An 18322-nucleotide genomic window follows, 5' to 3' on the forward strand; every position below is an offset into this window, starting at 1 on the left:
AAAGATTCCAAAATCTTATTCTCCTTTCCTATGAAAACCTTCCTTTCTTCATTGATTATTTTTGCGTTTTTGGGAATCAATCAAAGGGTTGTTGCTCAAAACAACCTTGATTTAAAAACATTTGTGCAAAAATTAAAATCTACCCCCAATGCCCAGCTGCTAGATGTACGTACTCCCAAAGAATGGAGCGAAGGCAAAATAAACACCGCGCAGGGCATAAATGTGATGGACGATAGTTTTAAGCAGCAAGTAGAAAAACTTGACAAAGACAAGCCTGTTTTTGTGTATTGCAAAGCAGGAAGCCGAAGTGCTAAAGCCTCTAAAGTGTTGAAAGAAGCTGGTTTCAAGCATATTTATAACCTCGAAGGGGGCGGCTATGCCGATTTGGTCAAAGAAGGGTTAAAATAAAAAAAAGGGGCGTGCCCCTTTTTTTTATTATCTAATCACCTTTAGTTGTTATCTCAAAATCCGCAACTTAGCAAAACTCAACAGAAGTGTTTTTTCGCCCACGCCATCAAAATGAATCACCGCTTTGCGGTCATTGCCATTGATGTCCATTTTTTTGACGGTTCCCTTGCCAAACTTAGGATGCTCGACGCGATTGCCCTCTTCAAGGGTTGAAGTATCACTTGGCACAAAAGGCTCCGACGATGTGGTACCTGCCGACGAAGGAGTATTATCTTTTTGAGTAGCAAGGGGTTTGGCAACACCTGATACTGCCTTCGAGGGTTGGGGGCTAGAATTACCGGCGGGTTTGCGAATAAAATTCATGGCGGCAGGTTCGGCATTGTTACGATAGTCGTCAAACCCACCCGAGCGACGCCCTTTCGAAGTCGTCAAGAAACGTTGATCTACTTCGTATAAAAATCGACTTGGCTCACACATATTCAAGCGCCCCCAATTGTAGCGACTTTCGGCATATGAAAAAGTAAGTTTGTTTTCAGCGCGGGTAATTGCCACGTAAAACAAGCGCCGTTCTTCCTCCAAATCTTCCCGTTTTTCGAGCATCATCTGACTCGGAAAAAGTCCTTCTTCCAAGCCTACTACATATACATTTTTGAATTCTAGTCCCTTCGCACCGTGAATGGTCATGAGGGTTACGCGGTCGGTATCGCCGTCGTCTTCGTTTTCGTCGGCATTGGTCAAAAGCGACACCGTTTGCAGAAACGAACTCATGGTTTTATCCTCAATATCAGGATTATCCACAAACTCTTTGATGGCATTGAGCAACTCTTGCACGTTTTCATAGCGGCTCAGCCCTTCTACCGTTTTGTCTTCGTAGAGTTCTTTCAAGATGCCCGATGTTTTGGCGACGTGCGCCGCTACCGTATAAGCATCTTTACCTTCTTCAATAAGCAACTTGAAACTCTTTATCAAAAACGCAAAACCTTCAATCGGCACAGTCGCTCGTCCTGAAATATATTTTGTAATATTGGCCACTACCTCCCATACAGGCACGCGGTTTTCGGCGGCGGTCACTGCAATTTTAGCCACGGTTGTATCGCCAATCCCCCTTTTGGGCAAATTGATGATTCGTTTGAAAGCTTCTTCGTCGTTTTGATTGACGATAAAGCGCAAATACGCCAACAAATCCTTGATTTCTTTGCGTTGATAAAAAGACAATCCACCGATGATACGGTACTTGATGTTGAGTCGGCGGAGCGCTTCTTCAAACGCCCTAGATTGCGCATTGGTACGGTACAAAATCGCGAAATCGGTATTTTTGAGTCCTTTGTTTACTTTCTCTTCAAAAATCGCCGTCGCTATCAATCGCCCTTCTTCATTGTCGGAATTGGCTTTTACGACATCGATAAGTACGCCTTCGGCATTTTGCGTAAAAACACTCTTTTTCAACTGTCCTTTGTTGCGCGCAATCACCGAATTGGCGGCATTGACGATGGTTTGAGTAGAGCGGTAATTTTGTTCCAATTTCACCACTCGCACCTCTGGAAAATCTTTCTCAAAATTGAGGATATTCTGAATGTTGGCCCCGCGAAAAGCGTAGATACTCTGGGCGTCGTCGCCTACCACGGCGATGTTGCGGTGTACCGCCGCCAACTTTTTGGTAATCAAGTACTGGGCTACGTTGGTATCCTGAAACTCATCTACCAATACATACTTAAATTTATGTTGGTATTTGTTCAGGATTTCGGGAAAATCGCGAAACAAAACGTTGGTATTAAACAACAAATCATCAAAATCCATGGCATTGGCCTGAAAGCAGCGTGTGCTATAAGCCTTGTAAAGTCGTCCAATTTCGGGCAGTTTAGCCGCTTCATCATCGGCTCTAAACAGTGGATTTGCTAAGTATTCATCTGCCGAAATGAGGTTGTTTTTTGCGCCCGAAATACGATTAAAGACGACGTTGGGTTTATAAGTTTTATCGTCCAAATTCAACTCTTTTACAATACTCTTAATGAGTGATTTGGAATCGTCGGTATCATAAATAGAAAAATCAGAAGTATAGCCCAAATAGGGCGCTTCGATACGCAGCATTTTGGCAAAGACGGCGTGAAAAGTTCCCATCCAAATATTTCTTGCCTCTTGCCCTACCACTTTTTCGATACGTTCGCGCATTTCGCCCGCAGCCTTGTTGGTAAAAGTCAAGGCCAAAATCCGAAAAGGATCCACGCCGTTTTCGATAAGGTGTGCAATCCGAAAAGTCAATACACGCGTTTTGCCCGAACCTGCCCCCGCAATAATCATCAAAGGCCCTTCTCCGTGCGTAACGGCCTGGGCTTGTGGTTCGTTTAATCCGCTTAAATAACCTGTCATTAGATAAAATTTGATTTTGATAGAAAACAAAAACAAAGTTAGGGAAAAATGCCCTCGTTTGGTAGCAATATGTGGGATGAGCCACAAACATTAGCCCCTCTCACGGTGGCTTGAGTTTTTTTTAATGTAACATCCCCTAAAAACTCCCTTCAAATCACTTTTCGAATACCTAACGTAGATAAATCCCCTACGGATTTTGCAGTGTTAGAAAAACGTAATTTGTTACCTAGACTTCGGAAAGTTTAGACGTTTTTTTGGACTGTGTGAGTTTGCCCACCGTGAGCCCTTGTACCAAAATAGAAAAGATGACGATAAAGTAGGTAATCGCCAAAAACAAATCTTTGTTTAGGTCTTTTTCAATCGACAGTGCCAACGCCACCGACACTCCCCCTCGAAGACCACCCCATACCAAAATAGTAATGGTTTGACGATCAAATTTCGTTTTGAAAGGAATAAGAAGCGTAGGTATCCATATCGAGATAAATCTTGCAAACAATACTACTACAATACTAATCAAACCGATGAGCCAGTATTTGGTAATGTCGGGAATGAGCAACAATTCAAGACCAATGATTAAGAAAAGAATAGCGTTCAGGATTTCGTCAATCAGCTCCCAGAACTTGTCCAGATAATCGCGCGTGGTGACCGAAATCCGCGTTGCTTTTCCATAATTCCCAATCACCAGTCCAGCAGCTACCATAGTCAAAGGCCCCGAAATATGCATCGCCTGCGCAATCAAATAGCCCCCCATTACAATCGCCAAAGTAATCAAGGCCGATACATTGGCACTGTCGATTCGTTGCATGGCTCGTGACCCAATAAACCCGAGCAGTATCCCCATTCCAAATCCGCCTAGTACCTCTTTGGCAAGCAGCCAACTCACACTCCCAAATGACAAATCAACGTCTTCACCTTTGGCCAATTCTAGCAACACCACAAACACCACCACCGACACCCCGTCGTTGAACAATGACTCACCAGCCACCTTGGTTTCCAATGACTTGCGTACGCCCGCTTTTTTGAGAATCCCCAATACCGCAATAGGGTCGGTGGGCGAAATCAATGCCCCAAAAACCAGACATTGAATGAGGGGGACATCAAGATGAAAAAAGTGAAGAATATAATAACTCAGAAAACCCACAATGACCGTGGATATAATCACACTTACGGTCGAAAAAACAATAATAGGGGCGCGTTGCTCTTTCAAATCTTTGAGACGAATATGAATAGCCCCCGCAAAAAGCAGGAAATTGAGCATCGCGCCCATCAATATTTCAGTAAAATCAATGTTGGCAATCAGGCCCGAAAAACCCGCAAATAAATTGGGGAAGACATTGCCCGTAATGACGAGCGCAATCGACACGAGCATGGCCATCAGCATGATGCCAATCGTGGAAGGGAGCTTAAGAAAGCGCTCATTGAGATATGAAAATATGGCTGCAAGAACAATAAGTACTGAAAACGAATAGTACAACTCCATATATTACTGAGGGTTTATAATGTGTTAAAAACTAAACAAAAAAAACGCACCTTGCTTACATTTGAAGCAAGTACAAGCACCCAAAAGAAGATAACAGAAACGATTTTTTGTCGGAAGTACAACGGGTCTATTGACAAAACCCTCTCTTTTTAAAAGAGGTCATTTTCTCAAAAAGTTCATAGTTTACGCAAAAAATAGTACGTACTTTCTAGAATAACAGCTTTTTTTTTCAACAAAGTGGTAAATATTGAAAACAAAGCTTAGGTATTTTGAGCTGGAGAGACAGCGCCATTTCTACCCCTAAATGATAAGTAATTGAGCAGAATTAGTCGAGACTTTGCGGTCCGCCGCCGCGGCAAGTTTATAAATCCTCTGATTATCAAAAGTATAAGCCTGAAACCGCGCGGCGGACCGTTTGGAAAGTCTATTTTTGCATCATCACTTAAGTCGAAACCAGCAATTAGGCACTTATTTGCTTATTTTTTTAAAGAGTTTAAACACTTCGTTTAATACCAAAGGAAATAGCCCTAATCCGATGATTTCGAGCCAAGATCTAAGATGCAAAGGTTGCAATTTGAAAGCTTGTGCTAAAAAAGGAATCTCCAATAGTACGATTTGCAAAAGAAACCCAAGTACGATTGCTCCAATCAGGTATTTATTTTTGAAAATACCCACTTTAAAAATACTCTGTTGGGGGTGTCGCAGAGCCAAGGCATAAAATAATTGACACGCAATAATTGTAATAAAAGCAATCGTGCGAGCATATCCTAAGATATGGGCGGGTACATCTGCATCAAAAGGAGAATAACCATACTCGCTAAAGCCCAGCCAATACGAGATAATGGTCACTGCTCCAATCGATAACCCGCCTAAGATGACATTGGTAATGGCGCCGTGAGCAAAAAAACTTTCGTTGGCTTTGCGTGGTCGATGCTTCATCACATCCTTACTGCCAGGGTCCATTCCCAAGGCGATTGCGGGCAAAGAATCAGTCACTAGGTTAATCCATAACAACTGAGTAGCTAATAAAGGCACGGGCATTCCTGCCACAATCGCCACAAGCATCGTAATCACTTCCCCCAGATTACTAGAAAGCAAAAACACCACCGACTTTTTGATGTTGTTATAGATATTTCGTCCTTCTTCTATGGCCGAGATGATAGTAGAAAAATTGTCGTCGGCCAAAATCATATCAGAAGCATTTTTGGCAACGTCGGTTCCAGTGATCCCCATTGCCACCCCAATATCCGCCGCATTCAGAGAAGGGGCATCATTGACGCCATCGCCCGTCATTGATACGATGTTGGATTGCGCCTGAAAAGCCTTTACAATATTTACTTTATGCTCTGGCGAGACCCGCGCAAAAACTCGATAATTGCCCACCTGCTTTTCTAATTCTTCGATTGACATCTGATTGAGCTCGGTTCCCGTAATAGCTTGTTCGCTTTCTTCGGCGATTCCGAGTTCTTTGGCTATCGCCACCGCCGTGGTTTTGTGATCTCCCGTAATCATGATAGTCTTGATACCCGCTTCTTTGGCCAACTTAATTGAGTCTTTTACTTCATCTCTTGCGGGATCTATCATTCCTACCACGCCAATAAATACAAGCTCTTCTTCAAAATCATGGTGCGCCAAAGGCGAAGAAGCAGCCTTATAAGCCACGGCCAAAGTACGCAGCGCTTGTGCCGACATTTGATCAATCGCCTCCATGAGTACTACCTGATGCGTATCTATGAAAGGAATAATCTCCCCTTGCTCTATCACATATTTACATTTGAGAATGAGGTTGTCAACGGCACCTTTGGTATATACCATAAAATTGTCGTTTTCTTGATGCAAGGTAGACATCATTTTGCGGTTACTATCAAAAGCCAATTCATCAATTCGCGGTTGCGATGCGTGGATTTGATTTCTATCCATGCCTAACTCATCAGCTAGCATCAACAAGGCTATTTCGGTGGGGTCGCCGGTCGATTTTTCGTCTTCGAGGGTCGCATCCGAATTGAGCACCATCGCCTTCACCAACAAAGAAGCTTCGTCAGAAATATTTCCTTTTTTTTCGGTGTCGGCTACCCCATCCGTAAACGTAAAATAATGCGTGACCGTCATTTTGTTTTGGGTCAAGGTTCCCGTTTTATCGGAGCAGACGATGTTGACCGAGCCTAAGGTCTCCACAGCCGGCAATTTCTTTATAATGGCATTTTGTTTGGCCATTTTGGTAACTCCCAACGACAACACAATCGCCACAATCGCCGCCAAACCTTCTGGAATAGAAGCCACAGCCAACGAAACCGCCGTCAAAAACATATCGGTAAGGTCGCGGCCTTGTAGATAACCTATCCCAAACATAACGACACAAATCGCCGCTGCAATGATGCCTAGCGTTTTGCCCAATTCGTTTAGTTTTTTCTCCAAAGGAGTCACCACTTTTTCTTCTTGACTGATGATAGTGGCGATTTTACCAACTTCCGTTTGGTTGGCTACCTCCACCACCACCCCCATACCTCTACCGTAAGTCACCAAGGTAGACATATAAGCCATATTGAGACGGTCGCCTAAGGGTGCTTGCTCATCTTCAATCATAGCTTTGGCGTCTTTCTCGACGGGGACAGATTCGCCCGTCAGGGCTGCTTCATCTATTTTCAGATTAGCACTTTCTACCAATCTCAAATCTGCGGGCACATACCGACCCGCATCCAATACTACTATATCTCCTACCACAATCTCTTCCGACGATACTTCCATCTGATGCCCGTTTCTTTTTACCAAAGCTTTGGGCGAAGCAAGCTTTTTAAGCGCTTCTATGGCATTGCCTGCTTTTACTTCCTGAAATACGCCTAAGACAGCATTGATAAAAATGACTATCAAAATAATGGCTCCGTCTATGTGCTCTCCCATAAAAAAAGTGATCGCCACCGCTCCAAAAAGCACAAAAATCAAAGCATCGTTGAGTTGGTGAACAAACATCAGCCAAATCGGTTGCTTTTTGGCTGCCTGCAAAATATTGAGACCATTTTCAAGTAATCGCTGTTGGGCTACTTCATTACTTAGTCCCGCATGAATTTCGGTAGAAGTCTCAGAAGCAGTTTCGTCAATCGTTTTTAAAAACCATGGATGTGGCATGACCTAAGTAATTTTGTAAGATGTCAATATAGTCAAACAACCTTTATTTTGGTACATTTTCTAGCCTTTTTCTATTATTTAACGGTTTGGTAATGTTTCGATATTGCTCTCTCATCCGTCAGCAATTTACCTGACCTATTTATAGCCCAAATCACCCCAAAGAGCGTATTATGATTGATTCAGCTTATCAAGTGGCCTTAAAAACTCCTCCACATGTTTTCTATTAGAAGCTTTTTACTGATTTTGCTCATTTTCCCCATGTCAGCCTGTTTGGCGCAAGAGACTTATTTACAAACAGTCAAAACCGACATTATCCTCCCTGACGAAGCTGGTAAAAATGTTCTTAAACTATTCAACTCTGAAGGAAATGTGGTAGCTGTTACTTCAACAGGTGTTTTTAGGCATAGAGACGGAAAGTGGACAGGTCGGCGCCAAGGTACTGGATGGCGCACAGCCACGCTTGATTTGGACGGCAACCTATGGCTAGCCTCAGCCAAAAATATTCAATCCGAAAAAAATGTAAAAAACATTGGGTCACCTCCCTTGGCTGCCAATGATACGATTTTGTGTTTGTTTTGGGAAAACAAAAAAACATTATGGGTAGGTACTAATGAGGGATTGTGGATGTGGGAAGGCCGTTGGGATTTTTCACCATTCATAAAGTCAACACGGGTAAACGATATAGCCAAAGATGCCACCGGGAGCTTGTATATAGCTACTACGAAGGGGCTTTGGCGGAGAAAAGAAGCAAAATGGGTAAACCTCGACGAGACCTTAATGGCCATAGGCAATCAAGAGACTTACTATGCTCTTTCTCCCTACAACCAAGGCAAGGATATGATTTTTGGTAGTGTGTGGGCAGTGAGCTGTATCGCCGACAACGGCGACCACTGGGCACTACGCGGTGCAGATGGCTTGCCTTATGGCCCCGTCAGAGTAGTACGCCCAACCCACGATGGTATCTGGATGGGTACTCATAAAGGGGCTATCAAAAAAGATTCAAGTTGGCATTATTATCACGGAAAACGATGGATGCCTCATAGTCAAATAAACGATATTTTGGTAATCGACTCACTGACGGTTTGGATGGCTACGCTCGAAGGTATTTCTCAAATCAAACAACAACCGATGACTTTGGCGCAAAAAGCCGACCTCTTCGAAAAAGTCATCGCACTGCGCCACAATCGCCGTGGGCTCATCAATCGCTCCCGATTAAAAACCCCCGGAGATGTATCAAGTAGTTATTCAGACAATGAAGACAACGACGGTCTTTGGACTTCGTGTTATTTACTAGCCGAGTGTTTTCGCTATGCGGCTACGGGCGATTCGGCGGCCAAAGCCCGTGCCATTGAAACTTTTGAAGCATTGGAAAGGCTCGAAACCGTAACGGGTATATCGGGCTACCCTGCCCGCTCCTACGCCACTGCTACCGACGTAGTGACGCAGTCGCGGTCGCCACATCCTAAAAAATGGCATTCGTCCCCTGATGGCAAATGGCAATGGCTTGATGATACTAGCTCTGACGAAATCACGGGGCATTTGTTTACGCTACCGCTTTTTTATGATATGGTGGCGGATTCGGCCCAAAAAGAACGGGTTCGACGGCTGATTAGGCGCATTGTTGACCATATTGTTGACAACAATTACCACTTGATTGACTTTGATGGCAAACCTACACGCTGGGGTATATGGCATCCCGACTCGCTAAATCACTCACCCAATTGGATGTATGAAAGAGGGCTTAATTCGCTCCAAATTCTCTCTTTTTTGAAAACTGCTTATCATTTCACGGGCGATTCAAAATTTGAAAAGCATTATCAGTATCTGACCAAGCAGCATGGCTACGCCCAAAACGCGGTACAAGCCAAAGTCTTCGGGCCTTTTGAAACAAGTCATTCGGATGATATCCTCAATTTTTTCCCTTATTACAATCTGCTCCGCTATAGCCAAGGCGACCCTCATCGGGAGCTTTATCAAAAAAGCCTGCTCCGAAGTTGGCAAGCCGTCCGTAACGACCACATGCCCGTCTGGAACGTATTGAGTAGTGTGATGCTCAACAAAGACTGTGATTTACAAATAGCCCTTCAAGAAATCCAGCAGTACCCCATTGATTTGGTAAACTGGACGATGGAAAACAGTCATCGTTGGGATTTGCCCAAAGACCAACTCGTAAGTCGCTCAGGAAAGCTTCAATCTACGAAGCCCATTCCTACGCCCGAAAGCAATATTTCGCGCTGGAATACCAATCCCAAACATTTTGATGCAGGTGACGACGGAAAAACCGAAGAAAGCGGCAGTTATTTTCTGGCCGCTTATTGGATAGGTCGTTATCATGGGTTTTGGAAGTAGTAGAATGGAGACTAATCTCCTCGACTTCTTACCGTTTCAAAGATAAAAATGAATGAGCGGATACGAATAAAAAGATATTTTGGTTCCAACTTTTTTCGACAAAGCAGCGTCCTCAGAGCAGGAAATATATTGGCTGAAATCCTCTTGTATTTACTGTTTTAAAAAGTTTAAGTAGCATCTAAGAAATAACCACCAAAAACCATGTATCGCTATTTGCTCTTATTGACTTTGTTGGTTGCATCGGTAAGTTGTAAACAAGACACCCCTAATCCTGCGGTAGCGGGCTGCTATGGTAGCACCAATCTAAGTCGCGCTCAACATGTTGTCAACGCCCCTGTGACGGTCGTTACTTCTGGAGGCTTGTACAGTGGCTATATGCTTATTTCTGATACCAATGGAGTGGCATGGGGTAGTTGTGGCCTGCCTGAGGAATTCAAAAAAAACAATTTAAAAATTTACGTTACTGGCTATTTTCTTACTTCTCCTGAGCTAGATTTACAAAATATATCTCCCCTACCTTTTGAAGTTACGGCTGCTAAATCAAGATAAAATCTTGCCAACTACTTACATTTATCCGATTTATACATTTTCAACTTCCAAAGTTTCACATAAGGAAAAAAATGGCATTCATGGCACTCATTGACGATTTTAACTTTAATTAATTTTGCATCAATACTTGAATGATTACGCACAGTTAACCGTAGCAATGAGCCGCGTATAACGATTAACTATGCGTAAGCCCTTAAAATTCAATCACTAAGCCCAATGCGGGTGTAAAATTGGAGTCTTCGTTAGACAAAATGAGTGGAATTCCATTACTACCATCAAGTTTCAGCGCCTGTCCGTCGGAGGTTTTGAAGCCTGAGTTGTCGGCCAAGCGCTCAAAAGTATATTGGGGAAAAGCGGGGTTGGCGGTTAACAAAGCATTTTGGAAGTCAAAAAATAAATCAATCGAGAGTTTTTTGTAATTCCATTTTTTATCAACCCTAAAATCTACCCGACTAAAAGCCTTCAAGCGTTGGCTATTGAGGCGAGTATAATCTTCCGTACCGACGCCCGTCGTGAGATAGTTGCGCTGAGAAGCTACCAAATCAAAAGGTGTATAAGGAGAGCCACCTTGATAAAGCCATTTGAGTCCTATTTCCCACCCTTTCTTGAATTTATAGCCAAGTTGAGTTGATAGCAGATGTCGATTGTCCCAGGCAGAGGCAATGTATTTACCGTCTTTGCCCGTAAACTCTGATTTGAAATAAGTGTAACTCAGTACGCCAAAAAAGTTTTTGGTGAGCTTTTGTTGCACAAAAAACTCCACTCCTCGGCTACGTCCTTGGCCCGTACTCGTAACGGCTTCATTGCCGATAGCTCCAAAATTCCCCCCTTGATTTGCCAACGAAATACCATCACGGAGGGATACGGGGTAGTTGTCGTAAGTTTTGGAAAAGCCTTCAAGCGTAATACGTGTCGTGGGAGTCGGAATAAACTCAAGCCCCGCTACCAAATGGTCTGAACGAATGTATTTGTTGGATTTGTTTACAAAATTGCCGTCTTGACGGTAACCTAAAACGGTGTAAATAGGCGTTTTGAAATATCGTCCCACCGAAGCATTGATTCGCCATTTATCGCCGAGTTGGTAGCTTGCTGAAAGACGTGGGCTAAGGGTTTGGAGGGGATTGTTGCCTTCATCGGTAAAAGAGTTCATGTCGGTTCGTAGCCCAGCCGACAGGTTGAGCCGGTCGTTGAGCAATTTACGATTGACTTGCGCAAAAGCCCCATATTTGAAAAAATCAATGGCAGTATTGAAACTAATATTAACGGCCGGTTGGATGATTTGACCTTGTGCATCTTTGATTTCTCGACGAAACACATTGAAAAAATCATTGTTGTATTTGACATATTGCAACACTGCTCCGTAGCTATATTCCCATTTTCCCACAAACTTGTTGACATCAATACGAAGTTTGTTTTCAATTTCTTGAGATTTGCTTTTCAGTACTCGATACCTTTCGTCTCCTTGGCGATTGTCTTCAAATCTATCGAGACGATTGTCAAACATATTGCGGCTCAACGAAACATTCAAGAAACCATTTTCCAGTAATCTTTTGAGCGAAAATCCTGTGGTATAGTTCCATTGGTTGATGTTAGGATTTGAGCGTAAGATATACTCTTTTTCGGGGCTGCTTTCTTTGGGCACAGCAAACGTAAACTCATCAATAGCCCCCACTCCGATAGCGGTAAGAGTAGTCTTTTTGTTGATTTTGTGAGTAACCTTGTACTGAAAATCCCAATAATTGGGACGAATCGGTAAATCAATGGCCTTAAATAAAAACTGCAAATACGAACGTCTCACCGAAGCTAAAAAAGTGGTTTTAGGCGAAAGCGGCCCCTCAAACGTTCCCGCTACTTCGGTAGAGCTTACGCGTATATTGCCTTGAACTCGTTCAGGGTTTCCTTCGCGTTGGCGAAATTGAAGCACCGAAGACAAGGCATTGTCATAACGCGCATTGAAACTACTCGAACTCAGCGTAGCATCTTCGATAAAAGATACATTGAGAATACCCGTAGGCCCGCCCGAACTTCCTTGCGTAGCAAAGTGATTGATAACGGGAATTTCGATACCGTCAAGATAAAAGACGTTTTCGTTGGGGCCTCCTCCTCTGATGATGAGATCATTGCGAAAACCTCCCACTGAGCCAGCCGTACCCCCTACTCCTGGTAGCACTTGAATCACCCGCGAAATATCAAAGTTACCCCCAGGATTGTTTTTGATTTCTTCGGTAGTAAGTTTCTGAATGGAGTTGGGCGTTTCGACGGAAGCTACTGAGATAGAGCGATTAAATACCACTTTGGCTTCTTCCAGCTGTAGTGCTTCTTCTTCTAGTTCAAAGTTGATTTGTTGGGCGTTTCCTGAGGTAAGTACCACATTAAACTTACTATCTGCTTTATAGCCTACAAAACTAGCTTTTAGGTTGTAGCTTCCTACAGGGAGCGTAAGCTTAAATTTACCGTCTACATCGGTAGTAGTACCTAAAGTTGTATTTTCGGCTTGTACGGTTACGCCTATCAGAGCTTCTTGGGTACGTTTGTCTTTCACAATACCCAAAATAGTACCATTGTTTTGGGCCCAAGCCGTTTGAAAGAAAAATGTAAATAAAATCACTACACTACCTAATAAACTACGAGACGGAGCTAGCGCGGTTGGTGGGCTTTGATGTTCATATAAATACTGCATAACCTTTTGAATTGTGTAAAGTTGACTATGTTTGTGTGCTGGAATAGGGATAGAAAAGTGAGAGATAATACGCTGGATGAAAAGAGCTTGTCTCATTATATCAAAACCTAAGTCTCTGCCCAAATGGGCCTGAGGGTGAATCATCTCTATGGGCACGCTAAAATCGTTGACGAGTATATCAATGATTTGGGTTCGGATAGATTTCAGACGAGCTACATTATCTAATGTCAGGAAAGGATTCATGGCTGCTATAGGCTAGAGGTTTATTTTGAACATTATTCTTTTTTCTTTGTTTAGAACATAGAATACAGTACAATAACATACAATTTCAGAAATTGTTTGTACGAAAACATAATATTTTCTAAATTTTAGAATGTTTTCATCTAATTATATGAATTATGACCTTTTGCAACAATTGATAGTCCATTTGGCTGCTTATGAGGCGCAGCGCCCTCCCAACCATAGAAATGATATGGAAAGTTTTGTGGCTTTCCTAAATCAGCAGGTATTCAGTAAGTCAACGGCTGAGGCAGTGCAGTTTGAAAATGGCGAAACCGTAGAGGCTTTATTGTCTCAGTTGATCGCGTTTTTGTATCGTTATGCAAAAGGATACATAAAAAAAGCTTTGGATCAAACCAATCTGATTACGATAGATGATTTCGGCTACTTGGCGGGTATTTGGCAGCGGGGTGGCTGTACCAAAACCGAAATCATTGAAATGAATATCCATGAAAAGACCACAGGCATGGAAGTAATCAAACGCCTGTTGAATCACGAGCTCATTGAGCAAATAGATGATACTCATGACCGCCGCAGCAAGCGGTTGCTTATTACTGATAAGGGGAGAGGGGTATTGTTTGGGACTTTTGGCGAGATGCGAAAGGCGAGTTTGATTATTGCTGGCAATCTCAATGAGGTCGAGAAACTACAATTGTTGTATTTGCTTCAAAAATTACATCATTTTCACAAACCACTTTTTCTGAATGATAGAGACAAAGGGCTTGACGAATTGTTGGAAAAAGGATAAAATTTAAAAGGCTAGGACAAAATCCTAGCCTTTTAATTGCAAAACGTATATTCTTCAACTATAAATATTTTTCGCGGGTTTGAAATAAAACCCAGCCTCCAATTACAAAAGTTAAAATTAGGCTAAAAATCCCGCCAGAAAAACTACCAAAAATACTTATGACTCCATTGACGAGCGAAAGGAGAAAAATATAATAAAGATAATCCCAGCCTTTTTTTTGTCGTTTCATAAGTGGCGATATGGCCATCGCTTCCAAGGCAACCATCGCGGCCAAAAACAACATGGATATCCAGTAAATCCCCATGCCGCCGTAGGCCGCCGCGCCAATAGCGGATACGCCTATGCCTAGTCCAAAGGCTGCTAACAGGGCCAGCCCTCCAAATATTACGCCTAAAATACATAGGTAGGGGGAAATTTTGACTAGAATTTCCTTGATGTTGTCAGGGAAAGCGGGAAATTTGGCAAAAATGTCTGAGATTTCTTTTTCTAAAGGAAGGAGTTGTGCCATTGTGTTGAGAGATAAGGTTTAGTAATAAAAAAGGTCCGGTAAAACTTTACCGAACCTAAACTTTTTTTATCAAACAAAAAAGCTTTTGAACTAATTTTTAAGGAGTTACCACTTGATCAGAAGCGTGCATCTTTTCGTCGTCGAGTTCACCTTCCCACCGTCCAATCACGGCGGTGGCTAGGCAATTGCCGATTACATTTACCGAGGTACGCGCCATATCCATCAATTCGTCAATCCCCATGATAAGTAATACCGGCCATTCGGGGAGACCGAAGTTGGCCACCGCACCTAAGAGAATCACGAGCGTGGCGCGTGGAATACCCGCTACACCTTTGCTGGTGAGCATTAGCAACAAGACCATGGTGATTTGCTGGCCTATCGGAAACTCCGTACCAGACGCCTGAGCTACGAAAATCGTTGCCAAAGCCAAATAAAGCGTGGAGCCGTCGAGGTTAAAACTATATCCTGTAGGCATTACAAAGGATACAATTTGACGAGGTACGCCAAATTTCTCCATTTGTTCCATAGCTTTGGGCAATGCCGACTCCGAACTAGTTGTGGCAAATGCAATAGAAACAGGTTCGGAAATTTGTTTGGCAAATTTGAAAACGGGGATACGTGCGACAAGTGCTACTGGAGTGAGTACAAACAACAAAAATGCTAACAATGCGCAGTACAAAGTGGCTAGTAGCATCGCTAGGTTTTTGAGAACATCAATACCCATATGCCCTACCGTCTCGGCAATAGCAGCACCCACCCCGATAGGGGCAAAAAGCATCACGATTTTTGTGAATTTAAACATTACCTCGGCCAATAGTTCCACTCCATGTACCATTTTGGTCTTTTTGGCAGCTGGTAGTAATGCCAAACTTACCCCAAAGATGATACTAAACACGACAATCTGTAATACTTGACCTTCGTAGATGGATTTAGCGATGTTTTCGGGGAAAGCGTGTAAAATAATATCTTGCCAATTTTGCTGTTGTACTTTGGGTAGGTCATCATGAAAGTCTTTAGGAGGAGCGATGCCTGCTCCGGGTTGGAACCAATTGGCAAAAAATAATCCTATAAAAAGGGCAATCGTGGTAACTACCTCAAAATAAAGCAGTGACTTCCAACCCATGCGCCCCACTTGCTTCAAATCAGAGTGCCCTGCGATACCCGCTACCAATGTCGCAAAAAGTAGAGGTGCAATGATTGTTTTAATCATTTGCAGGAAAATCTTTCGCAAAAATTTAAGGTTTTGAGCTAGCTCTGGAAAATCGTAGCCAATTTCGGTACCTACTAGCATCGCTACTAAGATAGAAGTAGTGAGATTTTGCTTGATAAAAGCGTGAATGACTAATCCTGTTAATGCCAGCCAACGAAGACTAATAAGAATACTATCACTAACCTGCAGGATTTCATACTTATCAAGCACTGTAGCAAGCGCTGCCAATGTAACTAGCACCCAGTTGACAATAAAAAGACGATGTTTAAGGTTGTTCATAAAGAGTTAGTTGTGAAGAAATTAAGGTCAGGTTGAGAGAATATACTGAGTAAAGGCACTCTTCTCATCTTGTTTTTTGAATAATTTGGTATTTGAGAAGGAATGATTAAGATAAATTCGGGTTTAGAAATGGAAAAATTTGATTTTGCCACAAATTAGAAAAAAAATAAAGATAAGCGAAGAGTAACTCGAAAAAGTAGGAAGTGAAATAGCTGTTTGGCGGTTTATCCAATCAAAAAGGCTTCCCAGATGAGAAGCCTTTTTGATTGGGTAATTATAATATTTGTCTCACTAGGATTTACCTCAAATCACTACTGCAAGAGCGATCATTTCGCGAGCGGCTCTTGCAATGCCTTGGGGGTCAAAACCACATTCGCGATGAAGTTCAAGTTGTTCTCCATGCTCTACTACTCGATCAGGGATGCCTAGGCGTTTGAGTTTGGCATGATAGCCGTGGTCGGCCATAAACTCTAGTACGGCACTTCCCATACCTCCTTGCAAGCATCCGTCTTCTACGGTGATCACTTTATCAAATTTATTAAACACCTCATGTAAGAGGGCTTCGTCGAGTGGTTTGACAAATCTTAAATCATAATGAGCCGCTTGGATACCTTCTAGTTCTAGCATTTTACAGCTTTCAGTAGCGTAATTACCGATGTGCCCAATGGTTAAAATCGCAATATCTTCGCCATCTCTTACTTTGCGACCTTTTCCGATTTCTATTTTTTCGAAAGGCGTACGCCATTGTGGCATTACACCTTCTCCTCTTGGATAGCGTATCGTAAAAGCTTTTTTCTGGTTTTGTACTTCGTCAAGTTGCGCCGTATACATCAAATTGCGCAGCTCTTGCTCATTCATGGGAGAAGCTACTACCATGTTGGGTATACAGCGCATATAAGCGATGTCGTAAGCACCGTGGTGAGTAGGGCCGTCTGCACCCGCAAACCCAGCTCTATCCAAACAAAAAATTACTGGTAACTCCTGAATACAAGCATCATGAATGACTTGGTCATAAGCGCGTTGCATAAAAGTACTGTATATATTACAATACACCACTGAGCCTTGCGTAGCCATACCGGCTGAGAATGTAACTGCGTGCTGCTCGGCGATGCCCACATCAAAAGCCCGATGTGGCATAGCTTTCATCATGATATTGAGTGAAGAGCCAGAAGGCATTGCGGGGGTTACACCTACTATTTTTTGATTTTGTTCGGCAAGCTCTACCAAGGTATGCCCAAACACATCTTGGTACTTAGGTGGTTGAGGTTTATCAGGTATTTTCTTGAAAATTTCGCCCGTGATTTTATCAAACTTTCCTGGCGAATGCCATTTAGTTTGATCTTTTTCGGCAGGCGCAAACCCTTTCCCTTTTACCGTAACACAGTGGAGAAGTTTAGGGCCGGGGATATCTTTTAGGTCGTTGAGCACATGTACAAGATGATCTACGTCATGCCCATCGATTGGTCCAAAATAGCGCAGATTGAGGGATTCAAAAAGGTTGCTTTGGCGCAGTAAGGTTGCCTTGAGGCCGTCTTCTACTCTTGATACAATCTCACGGGCATTTTTGCCAAATTGGCTCATCTTACCAAGCAAGTTCCAGACTTCGTCTTTGACGCGGTTGTAGGTATGAGACGTCGTAATATCAGTAAGATATTCTTTGAGAGCCCCTACGTTGGGGTCTATACTCATGCAATTGTCATTGAGGATGATGAGCAAATTGGAGTTTTTGAGTGACCCTGCATGATTCATCGCTTCAAAAGCCATGCCGCCTGTCATGGCGCCATCTCCAATTACTGCAATAGAATGTTGATGTTTCTTCCCCTCCAATTGAGCTCCCACGGCCATCCCAAGCGCTGCCGAAATGGAAGTAGACGAATGCCCTACCCCAAAAGAATCATAGTTACTTTCTTTTCTTTTAGGAAAACCCGAAATACCACCATACAGGCGATTGGTATGAAAAACGTCTCTGCGCCCAGTAAGTATTTTATGGCCATAAGCTTGGTGTCCTACATCCCATACGAGCTGATCCTCGGGGGTATTGAAGACATAATGCAAGGCTACTGTCAGCTCGACTACGCCTAGACTTGAACCAAAATGGCCACCATAGACCGACACCAAATCAATAATATATTGGCGAAGCTCTTGAGAGACCTGTGGCAATAACACTGAATCTAACTTTCGCAGGTCTTCAGGCGTACTGATTTGCGATAGTAATTTACCGGGAGTGATGAGCATCTTTGAATGGCTTGAAACAAAACGTAGTACTATAACTAGCTTGCTAACAAAAGTGTTTGGCAAAAGTACAAAAAAAGACGCTCAGTCTACATACAATTTAAGATAGG

At 42.9% G+C, this 18322-nt stretch carries 11 protein-coding genes; 4 read left to right on the plus strand and 7 right to left on the minus strand.

The features are described 5' to 3' along the window. Positions 1-30 precede the first annotated feature (30 nt). Entirely contained in the window at positions 31-408 is a 378-nt protein-coding gene (locus G563_RS0121555; protein ID WP_028667128.1) for a rhodanese-like domain-containing protein, read from the plus strand. A gap of 48 nt (positions 409-456) precedes the next feature. Here the strand turns inward: G563_RS0121555 and G563_RS0121560 are convergent, their stop codons facing one another. From G563_RS0121560 to G563_RS0121570, 3 genes are all read right to left on the minus strand, one after another. Then, complete coding sequence (locus tag G563_RS0121560; RefSeq protein WP_028667129.1) at positions 457-2775, minus strand: ATP-dependent helicase; 2319 nt, start codon at positions 2773-2775, stop codon at positions 457-459. Between the two features lie 226 nt (positions 2776-3001). Continuing rightward, on the minus strand, positions 3002-4255 hold the full coding sequence (locus tag G563_RS0121565) for a cation:proton antiporter (RefSeq protein WP_028667130.1): 1254 nt from the start codon (positions 4253-4255) through the stop codon (positions 3002-3004). A 468-nt stretch (positions 4256-4723) separates the two neighbouring features. Continuing rightward, a complete protein-coding gene (locus G563_RS0121570) occupies positions 4724-7378 on the minus strand; it encodes a cation-translocating P-type ATPase (protein ID WP_028667131.1) in 2655 nt (884 codons plus the stop codon). A 213-nt stretch (positions 7379-7591) separates the two neighbouring features. Here G563_RS0121570 and G563_RS0121575 point away from each other — a divergent pair, with 213 nt between their 5' ends. Together G563_RS0121575 and G563_RS0121580 are read left to right on the plus strand one after the other, a co-directional pair. After that, positions 7592-9727, plus strand: coding sequence for a ligand-binding sensor domain-containing protein (locus G563_RS0121575; RefSeq protein WP_028667132.1), 2136 nt, complete (start codon positions 7592-7594; stop codon positions 9725-9727). A gap of 201 nt (positions 9728-9928) precedes the next feature. After that, positions 9929-10276, plus strand: coding sequence for a hypothetical protein (locus G563_RS0121580; protein ID WP_028667133.1), 348 nt, complete (start codon positions 9929-9931; stop codon positions 10274-10276). Positions 10277-10469: 193 nt separating this feature from the next. On the opposite strand, the gene G563_RS0121585 is transcribed toward G563_RS0121580, so the two are convergent. Then, positions 10470-13199 carry a TonB-dependent receptor domain-containing protein gene (locus tag G563_RS0121585; protein WP_229598547.1) on the minus strand — a complete coding sequence of 910 codons (2730 nt, stop codon included), beginning with the start codon at positions 13197-13199 and terminating at the stop codon, positions 10470-10472. Positions 13200-13347: 148 nt separating this feature from the next. Between G563_RS0121585 and G563_RS35535 the strand changes: the two genes are divergently transcribed. Then, a complete protein-coding gene (locus G563_RS35535) occupies positions 13348-13983 on the plus strand; it encodes a MarR family winged helix-turn-helix transcriptional regulator (protein WP_037327790.1) in 636 nt (211 codons plus the stop codon). Positions 13984-14041: 58 nt separating this feature from the next. On the opposite strand, the gene G563_RS0121595 is transcribed toward G563_RS35535, so the two are convergent. The 3 genes from G563_RS0121595 to dxs all read right to left on the minus strand — a co-directional run bounded on the left by G563_RS0121595 (position 14042) and on the right by dxs (position 18215). After that, on the minus strand, positions 14042-14491 hold the full coding sequence (locus G563_RS0121595; protein ID WP_028667135.1) for a hypothetical protein: 450 nt from the start codon (positions 14489-14491) through the stop codon (positions 14042-14044). A 97-nt stretch (positions 14492-14588) separates the two neighbouring features. Further along, positions 14589-15980: a dicarboxylate/amino acid:cation symporter gene (locus G563_RS0121600; protein ID WP_028667136.1), complete on the minus strand. Its 1392-nt coding sequence runs from the start codon at positions 15978-15980 to the stop codon at positions 14589-14591. A 303-nt stretch (positions 15981-16283) separates the two neighbouring features. Then, entirely contained in the window at positions 16284-18215 is a 1932-nt protein-coding gene (gene dxs / locus G563_RS0121605; RefSeq protein ID WP_028667137.1) for a 1-deoxy-D-xylulose-5-phosphate synthase, read from the minus strand. Positions 18216-18322: the final 107 nt, after the last annotated feature.

The sequence above is a fragment of the Runella zeae DSM 19591 genome (assembly GCF_000423565.1).
In the GTDB taxonomy this organism is placed as follows: Bacteria; Bacteroidota; Bacteroidia; order Cytophagales; family Spirosomataceae; genus Runella; species Runella zeae.